The organism is Fervidicoccaceae archaeon, assembly GCA_038734945.1.
GTDB lineage: Archaea > Thermoproteota > Thermoprotei_A > Sulfolobales > Fervidicoccaceae > ARK-14.
In genome coordinates, this window is record JAVYOA010000004.1 from 26,794 (window position 1) to 42,358 (window position 15,565).

Annotated in this window: 20 protein-coding genes, 2 tRNA genes and 1 other RNA gene; 12 read left to right on the top strand and 11 right to left on the bottom strand. The window is 46.9% G+C overall.

Annotation, left to right across the window (positions count from 1 at the left end; genetic code table 11):
• Positions 1–368: 368 nt before the first annotated feature.
• From cas6 to QXR92_04180, 3 genes are all read right to left on the bottom strand, one after another.
• Positions 369–671 carry a CRISPR system precrRNA processing endoribonuclease RAMP protein Cas6 gene (cas6, locus tag QXR92_04170; protein MEM0319197.1) on the bottom strand — a complete coding sequence of 101 codons (303 nt, stop codon included), beginning with the start codon at positions 669–671 and terminating at the stop codon, positions 369–371.
• A 245-nt stretch (positions 672–916) separates the two neighbouring features.
• Entirely contained in the window at positions 917–2,002 is a 1,086-nt protein-coding gene (mtnA, locus tag QXR92_04175; protein ID MEM0319198.1) for an S-methyl-5-thioribose-1-phosphate isomerase, read from the bottom strand.
• An 8-nt stretch (positions 2,003–2,010) separates the two neighbouring features.
• On the bottom strand, positions 2,011–3,027 hold the full coding sequence (locus tag QXR92_04180; GenBank protein MEM0319199.1) for a hypothetical protein: 1,017 nt from the start codon (positions 3,025–3,027) through the stop codon (positions 2,011–2,013).
• A gap of 154 nt (positions 3,028–3,181) precedes the next feature.
• On the opposite strand from QXR92_04180, the gene QXR92_04185 reads away from it, so the two are divergent.
• Positions 3,182–4,384, top strand: a complete 1,203-nt coding sequence (locus QXR92_04185) for an amidohydrolase family protein (GenBank protein ID MEM0319200.1) — start codon at positions 3,182–3,184, stop codon at positions 4,382–4,384.
• Here the strand turns inward: QXR92_04185 and QXR92_04190 are convergent.
• Positions 4,377–4,634, bottom strand: coding sequence for a hypothetical protein (locus QXR92_04190; protein MEM0319201.1), 258 nt, complete (start codon positions 4,632–4,634; stop codon positions 4,377–4,379). The two genes, QXR92_04185 and QXR92_04190, sit on opposite strands and share 8 nt — an antisense overlap.
• 63 nt (positions 4,635–4,697) lie before the next feature.
• Here QXR92_04190 and QXR92_04195 point away from each other — a divergent pair, with 63 nt between their 5' ends.
• Positions 4,698–5,747 (top strand): TIGR00269 family protein, encoded by a 1,050-nt coding sequence (locus QXR92_04195; GenBank protein ID MEM0319202.1) that lies wholly within the window; start codon positions 4,698–4,700, stop codon positions 5,745–5,747.
• Here QXR92_04195 and QXR92_04200 read toward each other — a convergent pair.
• The 3 genes from QXR92_04200 to QXR92_04210 form a co-directional block, all read right to left on the bottom strand.
• Positions 5,674–5,964 (bottom strand): DUF211 domain-containing protein, encoded by a 291-nt coding sequence (locus QXR92_04200; GenBank protein MEM0319203.1) that lies wholly within the window; start codon positions 5,962–5,964, stop codon positions 5,674–5,676. The genes QXR92_04195 and QXR92_04200 overlap by 74 nt on opposite strands.
• A 25-nt stretch (positions 5,965–5,989) precedes the next feature.
• Entirely contained in the window at positions 5,990–7,030 is a 1,041-nt protein-coding gene (locus QXR92_04205) for a hypothetical protein (GenBank protein MEM0319204.1), read from the bottom strand.
• Between the two features lie 87 nt (positions 7,031–7,117).
• A complete protein-coding gene (locus QXR92_04210; GenBank protein MEM0319205.1) occupies positions 7,118–7,417 on the bottom strand; it encodes a hypothetical protein in 300 nt (99 codons plus the stop codon).
• A 76-nt stretch (positions 7,418–7,493) separates the two neighbouring features.
• Here QXR92_04210 and QXR92_04215 point away from each other — a divergent pair, with 76 nt between their 5' ends.
• Positions 7,494–8,207, top strand: coding sequence for an alanyl-tRNA editing protein (locus tag QXR92_04215; protein ID MEM0319206.1), 714 nt, complete (start codon positions 7,494–7,496; stop codon positions 8,205–8,207).
• A 5-nt stretch (positions 8,208–8,212) separates the two neighbouring features.
• Here QXR92_04215 and QXR92_04220 read toward each other — a convergent pair whose 3' ends face one another.
• Together QXR92_04220 and QXR92_04225 are read right to left on the bottom strand one after the other, a co-directional pair.
• Entirely contained in the window at positions 8,213–9,130 is a 918-nt protein-coding gene (locus QXR92_04220; GenBank protein ID MEM0319207.1) for a metallophosphoesterase family protein, read from the bottom strand.
• Positions 9,127–10,101: a DHHA1 domain-containing protein gene (locus QXR92_04225; protein MEM0319208.1), complete on the bottom strand. Its 975-nt coding sequence runs from the start codon at positions 10,099–10,101 to the stop codon at positions 9,127–9,129. The genes QXR92_04220 and QXR92_04225 overlap by 4 nt, the downstream gene beginning before the upstream one ends.
• Positions 10,102–10,283: 182 nt before the next feature.
• Here QXR92_04225 and QXR92_04230 point away from each other — a divergent pair, with 182 nt between their 5' ends.
• Together QXR92_04230 and QXR92_04235 are read left to right on the top strand one after the other, a co-directional pair.
• Positions 10,284–10,505, top strand: a complete 222-nt coding sequence (locus QXR92_04230; protein MEM0319209.1) for a hypothetical protein — start codon at positions 10,284–10,286, stop codon at positions 10,503–10,505.
• A gap of 19 nt (positions 10,506–10,524) precedes the next feature.
• The gene (locus QXR92_04235) at positions 10,525–11,532 is read left to right on the top strand and encodes an FAD-dependent oxidoreductase (protein ID MEM0319210.1); all 1,008 of its coding nucleotides are present in this window, start codon (positions 10,525–10,527) and stop codon (positions 11,530–11,532) included.
• 25 nt (positions 11,533–11,557) lie between these two features.
• Here the strand turns inward: QXR92_04235 and QXR92_04240 are convergent.
• Positions 11,558–11,634, bottom strand: a tRNA-Ala gene (locus QXR92_04240).
• 56 nt (positions 11,635–11,690) lie between these two features.
• Here QXR92_04240 and truD point away from each other — a divergent pair.
• Entirely contained in the window at positions 11,691–12,656 is a 966-nt protein-coding gene (gene truD, locus QXR92_04245) for a tRNA pseudouridine(13) synthase TruD (protein MEM0319211.1), read from the top strand.
• Between the two features lie 134 nt (positions 12,657–12,790).
• On the top strand, positions 12,791–13,309 hold the full coding sequence (locus QXR92_04250; protein MEM0319212.1) for a transcription elongation factor NusA: 519 nt from the start codon (positions 12,791–12,793) through the stop codon (positions 13,307–13,309).
• Here the strand turns inward: QXR92_04250 and pth2 are convergent, their stop codons facing one another.
• The gene (gene pth2 / locus QXR92_04255; protein MEM0319213.1) at positions 13,310–13,669 is read right to left on the bottom strand and encodes a peptidyl-tRNA hydrolase Pth2; all 360 of its coding nucleotides are present in this window, start codon (positions 13,667–13,669) and stop codon (positions 13,310–13,312) included.
• A gap of 90 nt (positions 13,670–13,759) precedes the next feature.
• On the opposite strand from pth2, the gene QXR92_04260 reads away from it, so the two are divergent.
• From QXR92_04260 to QXR92_04280, 5 genes are all read left to right on the top strand, one after another.
• Complete coding sequence (locus QXR92_04260; protein MEM0319214.1) at positions 13,760–13,972, top strand: zinc finger domain-containing protein; 213 nt, start codon at positions 13,760–13,762, stop codon at positions 13,970–13,972.
• 13 nt (positions 13,973–13,985) lie between these two features.
• Entirely contained in the window at positions 13,986–14,264 is a 279-nt protein-coding gene (locus tag QXR92_04265; GenBank protein ID MEM0319215.1) for an elongation factor 1-beta, read from the top strand.
• A 47-nt stretch (positions 14,265–14,311) separates the two neighbouring features.
• Positions 14,312–14,616, top strand: an RNA gene (gene ffs, locus QXR92_04270) — signal recognition particle sRNA.
• Positions 14,617–14,645: 29 nt separating this feature from the next.
• Positions 14,646–15,065 carry a CBS domain-containing protein gene (locus QXR92_04275; GenBank protein ID MEM0319216.1) on the top strand — a complete coding sequence of 140 codons (420 nt, stop codon included), beginning with the start codon at positions 14,646–14,648 and terminating at the stop codon, positions 15,063–15,065.
• A gap of 56 nt (positions 15,066–15,121) precedes the next feature.
• A tRNA-Ser gene (locus tag QXR92_04280) sits at positions 15,122–15,205 on the top strand.
• Positions 15,206–15,565: the final 360 nt, after the last annotated feature.

Genomic DNA, 15,565 nt, shown 5'->3' on the forward strand with positions numbered 1-15,565 from the left:
TCAAAAAGAGAAAAGTTAGAACGCAAGCAGATTTTTGAATGTTCCTTGGTGCTTTAATATTTGATGATAAGTTTGTGAGTAGTAGGTATGCTAGTGTTCAAACTTTCATTCCTGGGAGTGGTACTCTTCTCCATCCCAATGTTTCTGTAGTTTTCCCTGGAATGGTTCATCGAACTTCTTAGACCCCACAGTCAGCTGTAGGTCCAGAAAAACCTATGGTTAACGAAATATTCATAGATGCAGAGCTTATAATTGTTGGTGCATTCCCAGTCGTGCTAAGAGCTTCGAGCATCATAAAAAGACCTACATCACACTAAGATAGAGAAGCTCAAGGAAAGGCTGCATCTACATCAGCACTTATTTCTTTGTTATTTTGCAGTATTTGCTTTTGTTTCTATGGTTATTGTCCCAAAGCCGTTGGCTCTGCTTGCCCCTATCCCGTAGATCCTTGCTGTTTGCAGTGTTCTCTTGACTATCTCCTCGCACTTATTCTCGCTTGCTATAACAATGTATTTTGCTTTTGCTGTTAGTGCCGGCTCTCTGTTGTTGTCGTAGTTTATGAACACAGTCCTCTGCTTAGTAGAGTAGTGCTCAGCTAGACAGGACTCGAGCTCTATTAAGGCTTGGAATATTTTTTGGGGTTCGAGGCTGAGAATCCCCTGGGTAATCATGTAAGGAACCCAGAAGAACACGCTTGGGCTTGTGGTAAACCTCCTGACATGCTGTGTTGGGGTTAGCGGGTTTGAAAGTAGCGCGCTTTCTCACCAAAACTCTTATAAAACTCTGGTAAGAAAAGAAAAAGCAAGCAAAAAACACCCGAAAAACATCACACAAAATAACAAAGAACTAAAAGCCAGTGTGGAGAAGGCAGTTGATGAACCTAACGATTACGAAATAACAAAGAACTAAAAGAAAATCACATCAACATTTCTTCTAGAGCCCTGGCAAGATCCCCAGAAGCTATTCCTCTCTCAGTAATTATCGCGCTGATCAGCTCAGGAGGGGTTAAATCAAATGCAGGATTTAGAGCTCTGGCTCCCTCAGGAGCTATTCTCAGCTTTCCAAGAATGCTTGTGACCTCTTCCTCGGATCTGTACTCAATTTTCTCTCCCGATACTTCGCTTTTTCTATCTATCGTTGATGTAGGAGCTGCCACATAGAATGGAACTTTGTGGAAATTTGCGGAAATTGCTATCGTATATGTTCCTATCTTATTGATAACGTGGCCGCTCCTGAATATCCTATCTGCCCCAACTATTGCCTTATTCGCAAGGCGATTTGCGAAGACATAGCCTACCATGCCATCTGTAATGAGCCTAAATGGTATCCCCTCTTTCTTCAGCTCCCATGCTGTAAGCCTTGCTCCCTGAAGGAGGGGCCTCGTCTCTGTTGCTATAACCGAGATCCTCTTTCCCTTTCTCCATGCAGTCTTTATTATTCCCAGGGCAGTTCCATGGCCTCCAGTTGCCAGGGAACCTGTATTGCAGTGGGTCAGAATAGCATCACCATCTTCTATGAGAGATTCCCCTATTTCCCCCATTTTCAGATTTCCCTCGATGTCCTCAACCTGTATCTGAAGAGCCTCGCTAAGAAGAGCCTCTCTCAGCTCATCGGCAGATGCATTGGATAGCTCATCGATCTTTTTCCTCATTCTCTCAATGGCCCAGAAGAGATTAACAGCAGTTGGCCTAGTCCTGGAAAGCTTCTCAGCAGCTTCCAGTGAGGCCCTTTTAACATCATCTGCCCCACCCCTTGCATTGTATGCTGCCATGGCAATTCCGAGGGCAGCTGCAATTCCAATGGCTGGAGCTCCCCTGATCTCCAGGCTTCTTATTGCATTGGCTAGCTCATCTATCCTATTGCTCTCAACATATTCCTCCCTCCAAGGTATCTGCGCCACGTTCAGCCATACAACCTTTCCATCGTTCCATTGAACAGGAATTACATCTACCTTTCTCTTTAGCTCCTCCACTCTTTTTATCAGATCATCAAGCCTTCCCATGCCAAGATTCACCTCACAAAGCGACATGAGCGTGTAAGTATATGCTTTATCCTTTCCAAATTATAATTTTCCCTGAGCTTAATTATTACAATGTTCCCATGTCCCCCCACGTCCGAGGAAAAGCCCTCAGCAATGAGCTCATCAGCTATGAGCTTTGCTGCATTGTTCCTCGTCCTTATCACAAGGATCTCTCCTCCCTTTATTGATGCAAGAAGAGCTACCGGGCACCTCAGCTTTCTCGACAGCCTTGTTGCAAGGCTCGATACACCCCTTCTCTTCCACCTCTTTCTTGCATCAATGAATCTGAAGCATCCCAGCTTCTGTGCCCCTATCGAGAGATCCTCAACAGCCCTATCAAGCTCCTCATCCCTCTTCTTCGCCTCCTCATTCACTCTCTTCAGAACCTCCATATCGCTCTTGCTCATTGGTATTGGGATTGGGTTTGACATCCACTTTACCATCTTGTTCCAGAAGTTGCTGTCCTTCCCCAGCTTCAGTGCCCTAGCTATTGAGGCTACAAGCGAAACAACATTCATCATCTCATCTGCAGGCCTCCTCCCCATCTCAATGTACCCTATTGACTTCGCAAAGACTTCCAGCCTCTCAGGAAGGGGCTTTCCAAGCTCATGTGCCAGCTCAACTAGAAGCAGGCTTGTTGGCTTGCTCCCTCCTATTCTGTGCTTTGAGAGGAGAGGCCTCAGCTCCCTCATGTGCTCCAGAGTGGAGAAGTGGTGATCTATGTACACAATTTCAGATGAGGGGCACCTTTCCTTGAATGACTTAAGGGCCTCACTTATCTCTGGAATATATGCTATGTCGAGCAGTGCAACGTATGATGGACATCCGACAATTCCTTTCAGTATCCTTTCCACATCCCTCGGTCCAGAGGGAATGAGATTCATGTTGACCTTTCTTCTAGCAGGAAATATTTCCGAGGACTGAAGATAGAGCAGTATTGCTGCGGAAACTGCTCCATCAGCATCCCAATCAGCTAGGACCAAGGCATCATCTTCTGTAAGCAGCATGATCACACTTCCTCTGAAATTTTCAGCCCTTATCCTCAAGCAGCTTTCCATTTGCATTTAAGAAAAAAGCTATAAAATAACTATTAATATTTTCGCATTCCTGCGGCGAATATTTTTATATTTTTTCTAAAAAATAATAACTAAGGTGCCAGCAATGGAAATTTATGATCTAGTAATAAGAAATGCAAGAACAAGGGAGAACCCTGGATCCCTCGTGGATATAGCTATAAGCGAGGGAAAGATTTCCGATATAAGGGAAAAAATTGAGGCGAGAGGAGAGAGGGAGATTGATGCAGAGGGAAAGCTGGTTTCTCCGCCCTTCATAGATCCCCATCTCCACATGTGCAAGGTCTACACTTTCCTCATGATAGGGGAGGAGGCTGTCAAGCACTATCACGAAAGCAATATGGGAACTTCTGAGCTTGCAATACTTCTCGCCTCAAAGATTAAGGAAAAGTACAATGAGAGCTGGATATATGAGAATGCGAGGAAGGCTGCATTAGAAGCAATAGAGCACGGAACTCTCTTCATAAGGGCCTTTGTGGACACTGATACCAAGGCCAGGCTGGAGGGAATAAAGGCTCTGCTCAGAGTTAAAGAGGAGCTCAAGGACAAGATCACAATACAGGTGGTTGCTTTCCCGCAGGACGGAGTTGCAAGGGATCCAGGTGCTGAGGAGTACATAAGGAAGGCTGTTGAGCTTGGAGCAGATGTTGTGGGCGGCATACCATGGATAGAGCTCACATCAGAGGAGGAGGACTACCACATAGAGAAAATGTTCGAGATAGCCAAGGAGTTCAACAGAGATGTTGCCATGCTGACCGATGATACGGGAGATCCAAATCTGAGAACGACTGAGAAGCTGGCAAAGAAGGCAATAAAGGAGAATTGGATAGGAAGGGTTACTGCAAATCATGCAAGGGCTGCCAGCATGTACACTCTCCCATATCTAACAAAGCTTGCCCAGCTCCTTAAGAAGGCTGATATGAGCCTGGTCACAGATCCCCACACAGGCCCCCTTCACATTCCAGTGAAGTTCTTCCTCTCTCAGGGAGTGAATGTTGCTCTCGGTCAGGATGATATAGCTGATGCATACTATCCCTATGGAAACAACAACATGCTTGAAATAGCCTTCCTGAACTCCCACATTCTCTGGATGACAACTCTGAGAGACATGGAAACACTGTTCGACATGATAACCTACAATGCAGCGAAAGCAATGGGCATACGCAGCTATGGAATAAAGGTTGGAAACCCTGCTGATCTCCTTATTCTCAATGCCTCCTCAGTCTATGAAGCAATATGGAGGCACGAGAAGCCTCTCAGGATAATCAAGGGAGGCAAAATGCTCAAGTAGTTTTTTCCGAATTCTTCCCCCTCTCCTCATATATTTTTGCAAAAAACTGATATCCGCTCACCAGAACTGCAAAAAGATTCAGGGCAGAGAAAACTAGATCTTTCTGAGCAAAAGCATATATGAAGAGCATCAGGCTTCCAAGCGAATAAAGGCCGCTGAGAGTTGCCGGAGGCTTGTTCTTTATCGATGAGACCCATCCCAAGGATATCAGGATCAAACCAATTAACCCTAAATAGCTTACTGCTGACATATTAGCCCCCAAGAACCTAGAAAAAATTGTTGATTATAAAATTAATTGTTGCGGTGCTCCTGAATGCCAAAGTGCGACAGATGCAATGAGAGAGAGGCAGCATACTATCAGCACTTCACTGGCCTCAAGCTGTGCGGCAGGTGCCTGATAGAGGATGTGAAAAGCAGGGTGAAAAGAGAAATAGACAGGTTCTCCCTAATAAAGAGCAGCGACACAGTCCTCCTAGCTCTGAGCGGAGGAAAGGACAGCTTCGTCCTCCTCGATGCTCTTTCCAGCATCGTTGACAGCAGCAGGCTAATAGGATTCTCAATCGTTGAAGGAATTCCAAACTACAACAGGGAAGAGTACATTGCTAGGCTGAAAAAATATGCTTCAGATAGAGGAGTCGATCTAGTTGTATCGAGCCTGAAGGAAATGTTCGGCTATTCTCTGCATGATATAGTGAGCAGGGCAAGGGCAGTGAGTCTTGAGATCTCCCCATGCACTTTCTGCGGGGCAATGAGGAGGAGGGGGATAAATTTAGCAGCGAGGATGCTTGGTGCAAGCAAAACGGCCACAGCCCACAACCTCGACGATGAGGTTCAGACTCTCTTCATGAACATCCTGAGGGGGGATCCGGAGAGGCTTATAAGGCAGCACCCACTGGCACCAAGGCTTAGCAGCCTCCTTGTTCAGAGGATAAAGCCCCTCAGAAAAATCTATGAGAGGGAGGCAACAGCATATGCTTTTGAGCTCGGCTTCAAATTTCAGGAGACGGAATGCCCCTACATAACATTTCAGCCTACCCTCAGAGCAAGAATAAGGCATTGGCTTTACATGCTCGAGAGGGAGAGGCCTGGAGCAATGCTCTCCATTTTGGAGAAATTCGACTCGCTCCTCATAAGAAAAATAGCTGAGAGCAAATACAGCGATCTCCCAACTTGCAGAATATGCGGGGAGCCTACAAGCATAGGAAGAACAATATGCAAGCTATGCGAGCTAATGCAGGCAATGGGGATTGAGAATGGCGAAAATGCTGTGCAATTGAAAGCGCAGCTTTCTAGAACTCGTAGAAGTAGTCAGGTATCTCAGCAATCCTCCTTCCAGCAACAACCTGATCTATCCCATGTATAGCAACTCCAAACCTATCGAGAACGCTCTTCAGCTCTAGCATGTCTATGTTCTCCCCCTCAACTACTACGAGCAGGGTCTGGGTGCTCACATCGAATTCCTTCACTGTTATGTTCACTGACTCAACTCCCTCTACCTTTTCAATGCTCAGAGCAAGCTCATCTATGCCCAGCCCCCTTATGGGCATCAGTATATCAAGAACAACCCTCCTTATTCCCAAGCTCATGCACCTCCTAGCTAGGAAATCACTCCTTCTCCCTGAACCTCTTCTCTATGAACTTAACCTCTCCGTCAGCATTCCATATAAGCCTTAGAACAAGAGACCTGGCATCCTTTGGAAGCTTAACTGAAATTGTTTTCCTTACCTCCTCTCCTTCCTTGAGCTCTCCAAGCAGCTCTCTGTGGACAACGCTTCCAAGCGATAATGCAATGAGCGATGCTTTTTTCACAGGTGCGCTCCCAACATTCCTAACTATGCATTCCACTACAACTTCATCCTTAGCAGCTCTCTTTACATGGGCATCAACATCCATCTCCCTCTCCTCCTCTGCTGAGGCCGCTATGCTGAAAGATGAGAGAACTGTGCATGCCTTTTTCCTCCCGAGGACATCCCTCATTCTCCTCAGTCCAATGCTCTTCATCCCGCTTCCAGCTAGGAAAAGCTCAATGTCCTCAGCCTGCCTGTTTAAATCAATCAATCTAGAAATCTTTCCATCAACTAGAACTTCGAGCGAGTGGGGAGGATCAACTGCATAGAGAAATGCCCCCATGGCAACTCTGCTGAACTCTCCTCCCATCGAAACATCTATTTTCTCTCCTTCATGAAGAGAAGCACCGCCGCTCTTGTAAATTACTCTCTTCTCCTTCCCCTCCCCCACCAAAGTGAAGAGGGAAGCATGGGTTACAGTGAATGGGGCAGATCCGGAATTTATTATAATTACCCTGCTCCTGCTCCTTGCATTTGCCCTCTTCAGAATTGGAAGGACATCTATCAATACTGTTGAGAACTTGAGATCCTTCAGATCCAATACGTAGTTTGGACGAAACTCCTTCACCAGGGAGACTCCATCCATCCAAATCCTCAGCCTAAGCTGCTCGGAGGAGCGGGAAGCTATTCCAATATCGAGCAGCCCGTTCTTCAGGAGATCCCTAGAAGAAACATCGAAGCTGATAGCTGCCTTGTTGTTATTGTAGAGACCCCCAACAGTTTTTCCGAGGGAGACCATCATGTGCCTTACTCTTCCTTTCGTCCACATATCCAGCATAAAGGGAAGTTCCTGACTCAATCCTAAGCACCATTCTCTGAACTCTAAAACAATTTCTGTAATACGTTATATAAAGATACCTAGCAGATCTGTTGAAAACAGGAGCTCTCATGCTTCCATGCTCTGAAGCTCAAAAGACGGAGTGCTGTGAGCACTTTTTCCTGCTTCAGCCATCTGTGAGAGGAGGAGCTCCTCGAGGCAGGCATCAAGGCATGGCAGCTCCACAGCCCTATCCTCATTCACTTTCACAAGCGGGTGGAAGTTCTCCACGATCTCTGGAAGCGTTATTGTGAGAAGATCTATCTGCAGAGAGTACTTCCTTGAAATATCAATTAGGGCTTCCTTCACCCTCCTCTCAGCAATTCTGCTCTCCCTTCCCAGATCACCATAGAGCACTACTCTTATCATGATGCTCCCCAGAGAGATCTGATGTTCTATCAATGTTTAAAAGATATGAGATGCATAGACTTATTGCTGATGCATCATGAGGACTGCGCTCCTTTACCTGGATGATTCCTATCTCAAGGAAGCTGAGGTCACAGTTCTCGAGAGCTCCTCCAACAGGGTAATCCTAGATAGAACAGTCATTCATCCTAGAGCTGGGGGGCTGATATCGGATTCTGGAGCTCTGACAATAAATGGAAGGGAATATCGCATAGCAGAGGCAGTCGAAGAGGGAGATGAAGTCGTTCACCTGCTCTCAGAGCAGGCATCTCTATCTCCAGGAGATAGGGGAGTACTGAGGCTTGACTGGGAGAAAAGATACAGGATAATGAGGGCCCACACAGCTCTGCATGTGCTAATCTCGGTCTTCAACAGATATTCTGGAGCTCTAGTCACTGGAAACCAAGTAACTGAGGATGTCTCGAGGGTGGATCTTAACTTGGAAAAGCCAGACAGGGATCTCGTTATCTCAGCAATAGCTGAAGCGAACAGGATATTGGCTGAGGGGCATCCTGTCAAGATATACTACATGAGGAGGGAGGATGCCCTCAAATTGGAAGGAATTGTAAAGCTGGCAAAGGCCCTTCCCCCAAACGTGGAGAGGCTGAGGATAGTTGAAATAGAGGGAGTAGACATTCAGGCAGATGGAGGCCCCCATGTCTCAAACACTAGGGAATCTGGAGAGATAGTCTTTCTGAAGCTCGAGAACAAGGGAAAGAACAACAGGAGAATATACTTCAAGCTAAAGCCGTAGAGAAATCAGCTTATGAACTGAATGGAGGAAAGGACATTTCTCCTCCACTCCTCATTAGAGAGATCTAGAACAGCTATTGCTGCTGATCTATTGAAATATGGAGGGCCCATCCTGCTGAAGAGAGTGAGAACCGTGCCATTGTGCTGGAGCTTGTAGCCGTAATCGCTTGGCTCGTGCCCCCTCACAATGAGCCCTATGCTGAAGCTCTTCTTTGCCCAATCTGTAACCAGGGTTCCCCAGAGATAGCCTGCTCCTCTGGGAGAGGGGAGCCTGACTATGGGATCATCAATTGGATCATTCCATAGAAGCTCAACTGCTAAATCGAAGAAATCCTGATCTCCATGGCCAATCAGAAACTCCTCCAGGCTTTCAGCCCTCATGTAGTTCTTCGTTGGAAGCCCTCCATGAACTCCTATTATTTCCGAGTTGAGAATGAAGACAAATGGGAGGGAGTCGAAGAGCTGCCTCGCTGCATTGTATATCTCGCTCCCCCTCTCGTATCCAAACCTCATGTTCAGCTCAGCTGGAAAGTCGTGGGGATATGGAGTAACGCTGGGAAGGGGCTCGTGATTTCCCCTCAGAGCAACAGTGCTTTTCGGAAAGTGGGAAATGAGCTCAAGCACTGAAAAGAGGCACTCCAGCTGATTTGGGCCTCTATCTATGTAGTCTCCCAGGAAGAAAATCTGCGTTTCCCCGGAATCGAGGAGACTTGCATCAATTCTCGACAGGATCTTGCTCAAGCTATCCAGATCTCCATGTATGTCTCCAACGAAGACAGCAGTTCCTCTGTGCTCCCTCCTCACAATTCTCTCTCTATAGCTTTCCTTGATGAAAGAAGCATATTCCTCAAGGGCTCTGGAAATTCTCGATGGAGAGCTCAACTCTCTCTCCATATTTTCTCTTGCTATCTCCCAGGCATTCACCTGGAAATCGCCTCTGAGATGAGCTCGAAGAACTCAGCCATCCTTCCAATTGGAATCCTGGCCCCGCAAGCTAGGGGGTGCCCCCCAGCATTTCCTCCAAGCCTGGGAGCAATCTTCATGGCAATCTCGTTGATTTTCATTGAAGCATCAACAGCCCTGAGGCTCATGACTGCCATATCCTTCCTCCTCTCAACAGCTGCACCTACCGGCATTCCAGAAATGGCTCTAGCATATGTTGCTGCCCTTGGAATGCTGCCTGGAGGATCCTCAACATAGGCTATCTTTCCAGCACTCTTCAGATTCCTCGAGACGAACTCTATTAGAAGCTTCTCATTCCTGCTCATGAAAATGCTGTTAACAACTATCTCGCTTATTGAGCTCGGATCCCTTCCGGAGGCAAGGCTCTTCACTATCTCCCTCTTAAGATCGTGATACTTCCTCATGCCCTCTAGGCCCTGCGAAAGTACTCCAGCCTCATAGTATATGTATCTCTTGTCCCAATTGTTCAGAGCTCTCTGAGCCCAATCAGAGCTGTCTAAATAGTCGCTTATCGCTCCATACAGGGCAATCTTCTCAAGCTCCCTCTCTTCTACAGAAACAACCTTGAACCTCCTGCTAAGATATTTGTAGCTTAGCTCTGAGGCTGAGCAGCACTCATCATGCACAAATGCTCCCGGAACTGACCTCTCATCCAGCTCTGGGGGGAGGGGATGGTGATCTATGTAGATTATATCTCCACCATCATCATGAATCCTCCTTAGCTCCGATATGACCTTCCTCTCATCTCCTGAGGAGAGGGCTATATCTACTATTAGAACGCTCTCTCCGCGCTCAACAACAGAGAGATCCTCCTTCAGACCAGCAGGATGGCTGAAGTATATGTTCCTCACATCCCTCAGAGCAAGGAGCCCTATAGCAGCGCTCGATATTCCATCACCATCCCCATGAGCTATTATCCACCATCTGCTCATATTGGAAGCACCTTTTTCATAAATGCCTTGAAAGAAAACTCTAACTTCAAAAATAAATATGTATCCCCTAAATTTCCCAAGCTTGAAAAAGATAATATTGCATTTCTCTGAAGTTATGTTATTATACAACCAATGAACAATTTTTAAGTGAACTTAACATTTCCCCAAAAGTTGATGGGCCCATGGGAGTAAAGGCTGGAGTGAAGGAGCAGAGAGTGGAGTTCTATGAGGGCTACAAGCTCACATTTCTTTCCTCTGAGAGCGGGGATGTTCTCGGAGTAATAATTGAGGGGCCCAAGCTTTCCAGACCTCTCTATCTTCCCAAGACCCCCGGGGCGCGCCTATCTGTGAAGATTCCAGAGCGCGTTAGAAAATACCTTATAAAGGAGGGCTTCATTTTATAGGAAAAAGGGTGCAGTTTGATTGCGTTTCCTGAAGTGCGATCTTTCTAGGCTTCCTCCTCTAAATGGAAAGAGAGTTGCAGTAATAGGACTTGGACCAGCAGGACTTGGAGCAGTAGGCTCTCTAATATGCAGGGGCTACGAGATAATAGCATATGATGCGCATCCAGAGCCGGGAGGCCTCCTCATGTTTGGAATTCCAGAGTTCAGAATAAGCAAGAGCAGTGTTAGGGAAGGAGTTAGAGAGCTAACAATGAGCGGGAGAGTGAGCTTTGTCAGCGGAAAGATGATAGGAAGGGACATTGAGCTGGACGAGGCTGTTGAGGGAAGCGATGCAGCCCTGATAGCGACTGGAACAATAGCTACGAAGAAAATAGGAATAAACTGCGAGGACTCTCCAGATGTTCTCCCCTCAGTCGAGTGGCTCATAGACTATCACAGACTGAAGCTCGGATACTCTCCAATGTACGGCTACACTAGCTCATCTCTTAAGGAGCCAGTCGGCATAATAGGAGGAGGGCTGACAGCAGCAGATGCAGCCCAGGTCTCAGGCTTCGAGCTGAAGCTAAAAACAAAGATAATCTACAGAAGAAGCAAGGATGTGGCCCCAATGGGAAAGAATGAGGCATTGAGGCTGGAAAGAGGAGGGGTTGAGTTCCTGGAAAATCTCGCTCCAAAGGAATTCCTCTGTGATTCGGAAAAGAGCCTAAAGGGAGGGATTTTCTACAGAACACAGATCATTGGAAAGGGGAGGGAGGGAAAGCTTGTATATGGAGAGGAGGCTTTCGTAGACTTCTTTACAGCAATAAATGCAATAGGAGCCAAGCCCACTCCTCCCGAGAACATTGAAAAGCACGGCCTGAAGTTGAAGGAGGATGGAACAATATATGTCGATGAGAGGGGAATGACAACAAGGGAGAAAATTTTTGCAGCTGGAGACGTTGTAAACGGCCCCTCCAAGATAGGTGTAGCACTGAAGAGCGGAATGGATGCTGCTCTAAGCATAGATAGATATCTTTCACAAAAATAGAAAGCAAAATCTTTCATGGGAAAGATGGTGGACCGGCCGGGACTTGAACCCGGGACCTCTCGGATGCCAACCGAGCGCTCTTCCAGGCTGAGCTACCGGCCCCCAGAATATTCACTTAATACTCCAGGTTTTAAAACTTAATTCTTTGGTAATATAAAATGCTCTACAACGAAATAGGAGTGGAGAAATTTCTCACAGCAACAAGAGCAGCTCTTGTTGAGGACTTCATGAGCAGCTGTTCGGATTTCATCGTTGTGGAGAGATCCCTTGTTCCAGTGAGCAGAGAGGGGAAACTTCATGCTTACTTTCTAATTAAAGCAGGGATGTCAACGCAGAGAGCTTTCGAAATTCTGAGGGAAAAGAAATATGCAGGAGAAATCGGATACTATGGCCTGAAGGACAGCAATTCCCTCTCAGTGCAGAGAATAGTTCTCTCCAAGAGCCTGGGAGACAGCTTCTGCTTGAATGGAAAGGCTCTGCTGAAATACATTGGAAAAACTAGCTTCTTTCCAAGGAGGGGAGGCTTCGATGGAAACATCTTTGCCATAAGGCTCCCAGGCAGTGAGCAATCCCTTTCAACATTGAAGGAGCTTCAAAGAACATCGCACTTCCCAAACTTCTTTGGCCATCAGAGATTTGGAACAAGGAAACCCCTGAATCATGAAATTGCCATAGATCTTCTGCAGAAGGGGAAGCTAGATCCTAGAAGATCCTGGAAGCACAGAATCATAGCAGAATCCCTCCAGGCTTTTATCTTCAACAGATGCCTCTCGAGGCTCAGAGATTCCTCTAATCTCAGCAGATTCGGCCTCCTCATTGGGAAGGAATTTGAAAAATATGAGAGAAGGGAAGGCGTTTCTGGTGAGCACTTCATCTGCGCTTTGAGGGAAGCAGAATCCCTCGGAATTCTAGAAGCAGTTAGCAAAATGAGCTTTCCAAAAGCTCAGCTGAGGCAGCTCTACATACAGAATCCCCTCACAAGGTACTACAGCTTGAATGGAAAAATTTTTGCAGTTCTCAAAATGCCTCCAGGAAGCTATGCCTCTCTAGTAATAAGAGAAATCTTCAAGGAGAACGAGGACTGGATTTTCAGAAAGTGCTCCTTCCCAAGAATATGCTCTTAGCTGATCTTCAACAGAAATTTTTCTCAAGCAAAACAGCAGATCACTAATTTATATTAGTCCTTTTAGGAATTGATTAATTGAAGCTGCATTTAACTGAATGAGCAGAGCTTATCTGCGATCTCCAGAAGGAGGAGGTGTCGAAAATAGTAAAGATACCGCTTGACTACATCTGCGTCAAGACAGGGATCCTCTGCCCCCGCTGCCACAGGCTCGTGGAGAGCGGAAAGGTGCTGCAGGAGGAAATACCGGTGATGAAGGCATTAATAGAGCTTGAGGAAGACAAGGACTTCAAGCAGCTCAAGGACATAACATATGTGAGGACAATTGCATCGAGAGATCTCACCGTAATAATTGTGAAGAGCGGAGGGGTGGAGCAGCTTCTTCTGAAGAGAGCTGCTAAGGCGCTGAGCGACATGCTTGGAAGGAGGGTGCAGATAGTTGAGCAGACAGGCGATCTGAAGAAACTTGCATCGGAGCTGCTGAGTCCTGTCAGAATAAATGGAGTGAACACTGTTTGGCTCCCAGATGGAAGCACAGAGTACATAGTTAGGATAAGCCGATATGAGCTCAGATCCCTCCCCTCAAAGCTCGAGGTTCTAGAGGAGATCCTTTCAAAGATGCTTGGATCCCCAGCTAGAATAAGAGCAGAATAGCTAGTAGAGCTTAAGATCTCCAGTTATTCTATCCACAGCATCGTCTGGAGCTGGCCCTATTCCAACAGCTGTTGCAGTTCCAGGCTCAAGCTGGGTCAATCCTGCATCGCTTATGAATGATGCCGGAAGCCCCATGCTTAAAGCCCTCTCATAGAGAATGCCAAGCTCCTTCTGACTGCTTACCTTCACAACAATCTTCTTCTGCCCCTCCTTAACCCATGCCCTCAGCCACTCATTCCAAGCCTCATTTTTAGATTCTATTATGAGAAGAATGCATGAAACGCTTGCATGGGCAACCTGGACAGCGAGCTTTCCAGCCCCCATCCTCAGATCCTTTCTCGCAGCAATTACCTGCTTCATTCAGCAATACCACCAATGCCTATTGCTTAAATATTTATTAACGATTTTGCTGAGAGCGATCTGAGGAACTGCTTAAGAGGAAGATCCAGCATGCAAACAAGCTATCCATCAACGAGGATAAGCCTGCATGATACAGTTAAGACAAGGACATGCACGAGCTGCAGGAAAACAATTCCTCCTGATGAGAAGCCAGTTATATTTCTCTGCCCCAACTGCGGAAAGGTGGAAATAATAAGGTGCAACATGTGCAGAAAGCAGGGAGTGAAGTACACTTGCCCAGTGTGCGGATTCACTGGTCCATGAGGAGGTAATTGAGATGGCAAGAGTTCTGGCATCGGTAAGAGTATATCCAAGCGACAGCATCAGCGATAGGGGAAAGCTGCTTGACGAGATAAGGAAGGTGCTTCCAGAGGAATACCACATACTGAAGGCCTCTGAGGAGCCCATAGCATTCGGCTACAAAGCTCTAAAGCTCTACATAACCTTCCCCGAGGATACTGAGGGGGGGACAGAGAAGCTTGAGGAGCTGCTCCGCTCAATCAGCGGAATTGATGACCTGGAAATAGAGAGCGTATCCAGGCTCAGCAGCTTCTGAGCACTTTTCAGAAAAACGTATTTTAATATTTAAACAACATAATAAGAAGTGCGGGTAGGGCCGGGGGCTCGCCCTCCCCATTTCCGAGGTGGGCGCAAGGCGGGGCCAGTAATCCCATGGAGGGGGCCGAGGCTGGGGATGAATCCCTGGATAGTGATGAGCTCCGCCCTGTGGGGTCGTGGGAGGAGGCTGGTTGGCTGGAGGGCCAGCCAGACCTCCCTGACCGAGGGAAACTGGCCAGGCCCGGAAGGGAGCAACCTGTCCTCGGATCACGGCGTTCACAGGTCACCGGAGGGAGCAATTCCAGGGGAAGTTCGCCTCAGCGCAGGCTTCCTCCATGGGAAGCCGCATCAGTTTAGAACCTAAAAAAAGGTGGGAGAGTTGAGCAAGTCTAGCAAGGGAACAGTTGAATCTATAATGAGCAAGCCGCCGATAACTGTGCATAAGAACGATAGCGTGCAGGATGCAGCAAAGCTCATGTTCAACAACAGGATTGGTAGCGTCCTGGTTGTGGATGATGATGGAAGGCTGATAGGAATACTGACTGAGAGGGATCTCGTATATTTGGTATCAACTGGAAAGTCGCAGCTGCTGAATGAATATCCTGTCTGGCAGCTCATGACAGAGAATCCAGTCACTGCGAAGCCAACAGATACTATAGAGGAGGCGCTTGCAAGGATGAAGGAGATAAATGTGAGGCATCTGCCTGTGGTGGATGATGATGGCAAGCCTGTTGGAGTCCTCTCAATAAGGGACATAATAGACTTCATGCTGAGAATGATAAGGCTCATTCACGGATGATTTTTAAAGAGAATCTAAAACATTTATAAATTTCCCAACTGATCATTTGTGGATGAGCCGGGGTCGCCTAGCCTGGTAGGGCGCCGGCCTGCTAAGCCGGTGGGGGAAACCCCGCGCGGGTTCAAATCCCGCCCCCGGCGCCTAGTCAGCTTTTCAGAAAGATATAGCTAAATGAGTTTGATTGCCCTTTTCTTAATTATCTCTGTATAGCTTGGACAAAAGTACATTGCAAAAGACATTTAACATCTCAGTTCAAGACTCTCCAGGTTGGCTAAGGAGGGCATTATTAGAAGTGCAGCCACCCTGCTAGCAAGCTCCGCATTCCTAAAAGCGAAGTTGAGAAGTTGTGGAGAAGTTAAAAGCTACAAGAACCAAGGAAAAGCTGAAGCACAAGACATTAAGACAGTGCTCATAGATAATGCTTAGCAGGAAAAAGGTGGCTGTTAAGATTTATAACTGCATATATTAGGATATAGCTGGGGTTACCCCCTTGGGTAACT